The organism is Tenacibaculum aiptasiae (assembly GCF_008806755.1).
GTDB lineage: Bacteria > Bacteroidota > Bacteroidia > Flavobacteriales > Flavobacteriaceae > Polaribacter > Polaribacter aiptasiae.
Genome location: NZ_WAAU01000085.1, coordinates 1 through 8064, shown reverse-complemented (window position 1 = coordinate 8064; position 8064 = coordinate 1). Strand labels below are relative to the sequence as shown.

Below are 8064 nucleotides of genomic sequence, written 5' to 3'. Positions count from 1 at the left end.
CTGTATATCCAATGAATGGTGTTGAAAAAGGAATGGTGTTTGAGTATTTAAAAAATACATCAGATGATATTCATGAAATTATTTATCATGAACAAAATATGTATGACTATCCTGTCAAAAACTTTGATTTCGATTTATTCAAACATGCAGTCGGTTTAATGATAGATAAACATACAGCTTTACGTAAAATATATGATTTAGAAAGTTTCGCTCATATTATTTTAAAGAATGCAGATCCAGAGGTGAATTTTATCGATATTCAGCATTTAGATAAGGAAGAACAGAGAGTTTTTGTAAAAAATAAATTGTTAGAAGAGAAAAGGAGAGGAACTGAGCTATCATTTTCACTAATGTGGCGTATAAATATTATAAAAGTAAGAGATGATTATCAATATTTATTGTTTGATTTCCATCATTCTTTATTTGATGGCTGGAGTCTTTCTTCATTCTTAACAGAGATGTTAAATATGTATTCTATTCTTGTAAAGGATAGAAATTATATTCCAGTATTACTAGAAACTACTTATAAAGATCAGATAATAGGAGAATTGTCTGCTGCGAAGAGCCAAGAGTCGATTACATATTGGCAAAAAGAGCTTGATGGTTATACAAGATTTGAATTACCATCTAATGATGAAAAACATGTTTTTGTTAGTGATGTTTTTGAGTTACCAATTTCATTTAGAGAAGAATTAGAAGAATTAGCAATAAGATACAATACTAGTTTTAAGCATCTATGTTTTGCAGCATGTTTATATACAATGAATATGTTAAGTTACGAAGATGATATAACCTTAGGAATTGTAACTAATAATAGACCATTAACACAAGATGGGGATAAATTATTAGGCTGTTTTTTGAATACAATTCCATTTAGAGCAAAAATATCAGAAGAATTGACTTGGGGGGGATATATTAATTATATAGAAGATAAACTTAGAACATTGAAATATCATGAAAAGATGCCTTTTCATAAGATATTAGAAGTAATAAAAGAGCCTGCAGGAGAGCATAACCCAATTTTTGATGTTGCTTTTAATTATCTAGATTTTCAAATTTTTAAAGAATGGGAAGCTTATGACTCATCGATTGAATTAGAAGAAGATTCTTTATCGGAGTTTTATTTAAATGAGCATTTTCCATTTGGTTTCCATATTGAGGCACACGATTTAAGACAAGAGCATGGTGGAGTATACAATAAAAGTTTTAGAGTCTTATTAAGATATTCAACAGCTGTTTTTAGTAAAGAACAAGTAAAAAAGTTGGCTACATATTTTAAATTAACTTTAGAACAGTTCTTATATAGTGAAACAACATTAATGGGGAAAGAAATAATTCTCTCTGAAGCAGATAAAGAAGATCGTATACGACTAGATGAGTTTAATGAAACATTAGCAGATTACGAAACAGATAAAACAATACTTGATTTATTTACTAAACAAGTGGAGTCTAATCCAGAAAAAATTGCAGTCAAGTATAAAGAGAAACAATTGAGTTATTTAGAATTGGATACTATATCTAATCAATTAGCGCAAATTTTGATTAAAAAAGGAGTTACTGTTGATACTTTAATTCCTCTTTGTTTAGATCGTTCTTTAGAAATGATTATAGGAATTATAGGGATTTTAAAAGCGGGAGGAGCATATGTCCCTATAGATCCAACATATCCACAAAACCGCATAGATTATATTCTTGATGATACACAGCCTAATTTAGTACTAACAATCTCGAAGTACCAAAAATTATTTAAAGATGTGGAATTAATAAATCTTGATAATGAGTTTTTATATAATGAAGAACAAGTATTAAATGCTAATATATCTATACCGGAAACGTCACTTGCTTATGTCATTTATACTTCAGGTACTACAGGGAAACCAAAAGGAGTGATGAACCAACATGATGGAATTTATAATAGATTAATGTGGATGCGAGATTATTTAGAAGTAACTGAGCATGATGTAATATTGCAGAAGACAACATTCTGTTTTGATGTTTCTGTATGGGAATTATTACTTCCTCTGATATCGGGTTCTAGGTTAGTATTTGCTAAACCAGAGGGGCATAAAGATCCGTTATATTTACAAAAATTAATAAATGATGAGCAAGTCAGTATTGTACATTTTGTACCTTCTATGTTAGATGTATTTGTTAGTGAAACTGATTTAAATATAAACAACTCATTTAGTAAAGTAATTTGTAGTGGAGAAGCATTATCGTATGCAACCTTAGCAAAGTTTCAAGAAAAGTTTGAAAATACAAGAATTTTCAATTTGTATGGACCAACAGAAGCAGCTATAGATGTTACAGCCGTAGATGTAACGGAACATAATAATGCTATTGTTCCAATAGGAAAACCAATAGCGAATACCAAAATTCATATTGTAGATAAAAATAACATTCATCAACCTATAGGAGTTATTGGGGAACTTATTATAGAAGGTATTCAAGTAGCAAGAGGATATTTAAATAAGCCAGAATTAACATCAGAGAAATTTATAGATAATCCTTTTAATAAGAATACTCGACATAAATTATATAAAACAGGTGATCTTGCAAGGTGGATGCCTGATGGAAATTTAGAATTTTTAGGACGTAATGATAGTCAAGTAAAAATAAGAGGAAATCGTATAGAATTAGGTGAAATAGAATATCACTTAAATCAGGTAAAAACTATTAAGCAAAGTGTTGTAATTGTTTCTAAGGATAATAACCAATTAGTAGCTTATGCTGTTGTAAAAGAAGGGTTTGATAAAAAAATAGTCAGAGATGAGTTAAGCAATGTTGTTCCGGTATATATGATTCCTGAAGTTTTTATAGAATTAGATAGTTTTCCACTTACAGCTAATGGAAAGTTAGATAGAAAATCATTGCCAGAGGCCAAAACATCGGACTTATCTTTTAATGAATACGTAGCACCTAGAACTCAAACAGAAATAAGGTTAGTTAAAATTTGGCAAGAGCTTTTAAAAAATGAAAAAGTAGGAATTAATGATAATTTTTTCTCTTTAGGAGGAAATTCAATCACTGCCATCCAGGTTGTAAGTCAAGCTAAAAAACAAGATATTCATTTAAGAGTAGGAGATATTTTTAAAAATCAAACAATTCAAGAATTATCTCAAAATTTAAGAAAAAATAATACTGTTTTATCAGAAGTTGGTGTTTTAGAAGGAGAGTTTGAACTACTTCCTATACAACATGATTTTGCTGAGTCGTCTTTCAATAATGTAAATCATTATAACCAATCTGTTTTAATGAAAATTTCCAAAGAATTAGATGATAATATAATAGACAAAGCTATTTCTAAACTTGTATTTCAACATGATATACTAAGAGCTAAGTATAGAAAAGAAGGAGATATTTATCAAGGAGTGTATTCATTAGAAGAACCTAAGTTGTATATAGAGAACCTTAAGAATATTGAAGAAAGAAGTGAAAATATAACAAAAGTTTGCTCTAAATATCAAAAAAGTCTTTCTCTAACAGAAAATACAATATGTTTTGTACTTATTAAAACATCTGATACCGAATCACATAATAGATTATTTATCGTAGCGCATCATATGATTGTTGATATAGTTTCTTGGCATATTTTATTAGATGATTTATCAGGTTATATACATGATGCCATTAAAGGAAAAGTTACAGTTACATCTAGAAAAAGTACATCTTATCGTCAATGGCAACAAAAACTATATAGTTACGGTAATAGTAAGTATTTGTTAAAAGAGTTTACTTATTGGAAAAAACAGTTGTCTAAAGCTGTTAAACTGCCTTATGATTTTTCAACAAATGAATACAAGAGTACTTATAAAGATGTTAAGTTTTATCAGACAAAATTAACAGCAAAAGAAACAGAAGTTTTACTAACAGAATGTCATCAAAAGTATAATACTGAGATTAATGATTTATTAATGTCTTCTTTAGCGATGACTCTGGGACCATGGCTTAATTCTAATGAGTTTACAATAGGCTTAGAAGGGCATGGAAGAGAAGATATATTTGATAATATAGATGTAAGTAGAACTATAGGTTGGTTTACGTCATTATTCCCATTAACATTAACATATTCAGAAGATAGTTTAGATAGAACAATTATAGAAGTAAAAGAAAGATTAAGACAAGTTCCTAATAAAGGTATAGGTTATGGAATTTTACGTTACCTAAATGATGATGATGATATACGTTCACAACTTTCAAAGAACTTTCAACAAATTATCTTTAACTATTTAGGTCAGTTTGAAACAGAAGATCAAACTAATGGTTTCTTTAGTATGGCTTCCGAATCAATGGGACAAAACATAGATTTAAAAAATCAGAATAACCATAAATTAAGTATAAGCGGACTTGTTGTTGAAGGAAGAATGCAGTTTAACTGGAATTATAATAGTAATATTTTTTCTGAACAAACAGTATTGAAATTAGCTCAATCTTTTGAGGATAATCTTAAGTTAATTATAAATCATTGTTTAACAGTAGATAACTCTATTAAGACACCTTTTGATTATGGACTGCATTTAGAAACCAATCATAAAGAATTAACGAAGTTTTTAAGCTTACAAGGGAATAATGATATAATAGATATTTATAAATTAACTCCTCTTCAACAAGGATTATTATTTCATAGTTTGTATGATGATAATTCTAATTATATCGTACAGATGAGTTTTGATATGCCTTCTTTAAATATAGAATTATTTCAAAGGTCATGGGAAATCTTAATAGAGAAACACAGTATTTTAAGAACTTCTTTTAATAATGAATTTTTTAATATTCCTGTTCAATGTGTTTCAAAGAAAAGGAAACTTCCGTTGAGGGTCTTAGATTATAGTAATAAAGATAATATAGAAATAGAAGCATTTCTTAAAGAAGATTATATAAAACCTTTTGATTTAAAGACTTCTCCCTTCCGAATTAATATTTTAAAAATGTCTAAAGGTGAGTATAAAATTGTTTTTACACACCATCATATATTACTAGATGGTTGGTCTGTGTCAATATTATTAACTAAAGTAGTAGGTATTTATCAAGAGTTAGTTAATAATAAAGATGTTTCTATATCAAACCGAGAGGATAATTATATAAACAATATTAAACAGTTTTTTTTAAGAAATGAGTTTAATGGACATGAGTATTGGAAAAACTACCTTTCATCTCTCACAACACCTAGTTTCCTTCCTTTTTTAATTGATAATAAGAAAAGAAATAAAGTGTTTAGTAATAATAATGTTAAACATTTTATGAAAGATGATTTTACTCAAGAATTAAAACAGTTTGCGAAAAAACATCAAATTACAATAAATACTGTAATTCAAGGTGCTTGGGCTTATCTTCTTTCTAAATACTCAGGCAATAACACTGTTGCATTTGGTACAATTATATCGGGTAGGAATGAGATTACTAAAGGCATAGAATCAGGAATAGGTTTATATATAAATACAATTCCAGTTTGTACAACTATTACAGAAAAACAGTCTATATCAGATTGGTTGATCAATCTTCAGAAAGAACATATAATTTCAAGAGAAGAACACGGACATTTATCTATAACAGATATTCAAAATAACAGTCTGATTCAAGATGAGTTATTTGATTCTTTAATAATTTTTGATAATTATTCACAAGAGGTTGTTAATACTTCAAGTAAAGGACAAACTTTAAGTATAAGAAACTTTCAAGGTAAAGAAGAAAATAATTATGCTTTGTCTTTATATATATGTGTAGATGATTCAGGTATAACTGTAAATCTAAAATATAACAATCAACTTATTTCATTATCATCAATTGAAATGATTTTGCGTCATTTTGAAGAAACTCTTAGATCCTTATTATCATCAAATCAGATTTCGGATATTAATTATATGACGAAAAATGAGAAACATCATTTGTTGGTGAATAATAATGCTACTAAAGAAAAATATTCTCTAGGAAACACAGTATTGGATTTATTTAAGAATCAATTTGAGAGCAATCCTGAAGCTATCAAACTAATTTTTGGAAAAGATCAAATGACTAATAAGGTTTTAGAAAAAAGATCTAATCAATTAGCGTCTCTTCTTCAAGATGAAGGTGTTAAAAAAGGAGATCTTATTCCTATTTGTATAGAAAGATCTTTTGAAATGATTATTGGGATATTGGCTATTATGAAAGCTGGTGGAGCTTATGTGCCAATAGACTCAGAACATCCGAAGGAACGTATAGATTTTATACTGAAAGAGTGTAAAGCTAAACTTCTTTTAAGTACATCTAATTTGATAGAAGATAAATTAAAGCAAATTATTTCAGATGAATTATCAGTCATTGATATAACTTCTTCAAAAGTTGTTGAATATCCTTCAAAAAACATACAAGTAAGTATAGTTCCTGAAGACATTGCTTATGTGATTTATACTTCTGGTTCGACTGGTAAGCCTAAAGGAGTTCTGATTAGGCATGAAAGTTTATTAAATAGATTAATGTGGAAGCAAAATTATTTTAACGTATCAGATGATGTGATTTTGCAAAAAACACCTTTTACTTTTGATGTATCGGTATGGGAATTAATAACACCTTTAATTACTAACTCTACAATGGTTTTAGCAAAACCAAATAGACATACAGATTTGGCCTATTTAAAAAATATAATTAAAGAAGAAGGAATTACTTTGATGCATTTTGTTCCTTCAATGTTAGATACTTTTCTAAATGAATTTGATGATGTAGAATTGCAAACTTTCAAGCTTAATGTAATATGTAGTGGAGAATCATTGACTAACTCAACTTTAAAAAAATTCCAAAAGAAGTTTTCGAACTCAAAAATTTATAATTTATATGGACCAACTGAAGCTACAATTGATGTAACAGCAGTAGATTTAACAGACTATAAAGGAAATAAAAATATTATTGGAACTCCAGTGTCCAATACGCAACTTTATATTGTTAATGATCAAAATGATATTGTACCAGAAAATGTTATTGGTGAGTTATTAATAGGGGGTGTTCAAGTTGCTGAAGGATATATTAATAGGCCTGAATTAAGTGCAGAAAAGTTTATAAAAAACCCTTTTAATGAAGATGATTCCTATAAATTATATAGAACAGGTGATTTAGCAAAATGGTTACCAGATGGAAATATAGAGTTCATAGGTAGAAATGATCATCAAATTAAGCTTAGAGGTTACCGAATTGAGTTGGGAGAGATAGAGCATGTATTATCTAATCATCCAACAATAAAAAGTGTAGTTGTAGATTGTAGAAGTGTTAACAGTGAGGTCGCTTTAGTAGCTTATTATATTAATGATTCTTCGGAACTGTCAATTGAAGAAATTCAAAGTTATCTAAAAAAACAGTTGCCAGATTATATGATTCCTTCCTTTTTTATAAAGGTGAATTCTTTCCCTTTATCTGCAAACGGAAAACTAGCGAAGAAGTTATTACCATCTCCTAGTACAATTTTTACAAAGCAATATGTTCCTCCAACAAATGAGATAGAAGAACAAATAGTTAATATTTGGTCAGAGCTATTAAAAATAGAAGCTTCTTCTTTAAGTATAGATGAAGATTTCTTTAAAATAGGTGGTAATTCGTTGAAAGCAATGGCTTTAATTAATAGGCTAAACAAAACGTTTTTAGTAGAAATGTCATTAAAAGAATTGTTTGAAAAGCAAACAGTAAAAAGAATATCTGATTATATCCTTACAGTAAAACAAATAGATAGTGAGACAAATGATAATCTTAAGGAAGCAAAACTAATCATATGAGAATCGATGAATATATTACGAATCTGAGGAATAATAATATCATTGTTACTGTCAATCAAGAACAACTAGCAGTTTATGATCCAGATGAGGTTTTAACAACAGAAATTGTAGGAGAATTAAAGGAAAAAAAAGAAGAAATATTAACTTTTTTTAAAACTTTAAGGAATAAAGAGTCTTCAACAATTATTCCCAAGTCTTCTTTTTTAGAAAACTACCCATTATCATCAGTACAAAAGCGTATGTACTTTATGTATGAATTTGATAAGGGAGGTACAAGTTATAATATGCCAATGTTTTACAAGGTTGGTAAGTCTTTAGATATAGC

The 8064-nt window shown here is 28.3% G+C and carries 2 protein-coding genes; both read left to right on the top strand.

Annotated features, from left to right (window positions below):
* The first annotated feature begins 11 nt into the window (after positions 1 to 11).
* A complete protein-coding gene (locus F7018_RS18100; protein ID WP_217701400.1) occupies positions 12 to 7739 on the top strand; it encodes a non-ribosomal peptide synthetase in 7728 nt (2575 codons plus the stop codon).
* Positions 7736 to 8064: TubC N-terminal docking domain-related protein (locus F7018_RS18095; RefSeq protein ID WP_150901503.1), on the top strand; the 329-nt coding region annotated here is incomplete at its 3' end. The genes F7018_RS18100 and F7018_RS18095, both read left to right, overlap by 4 nt.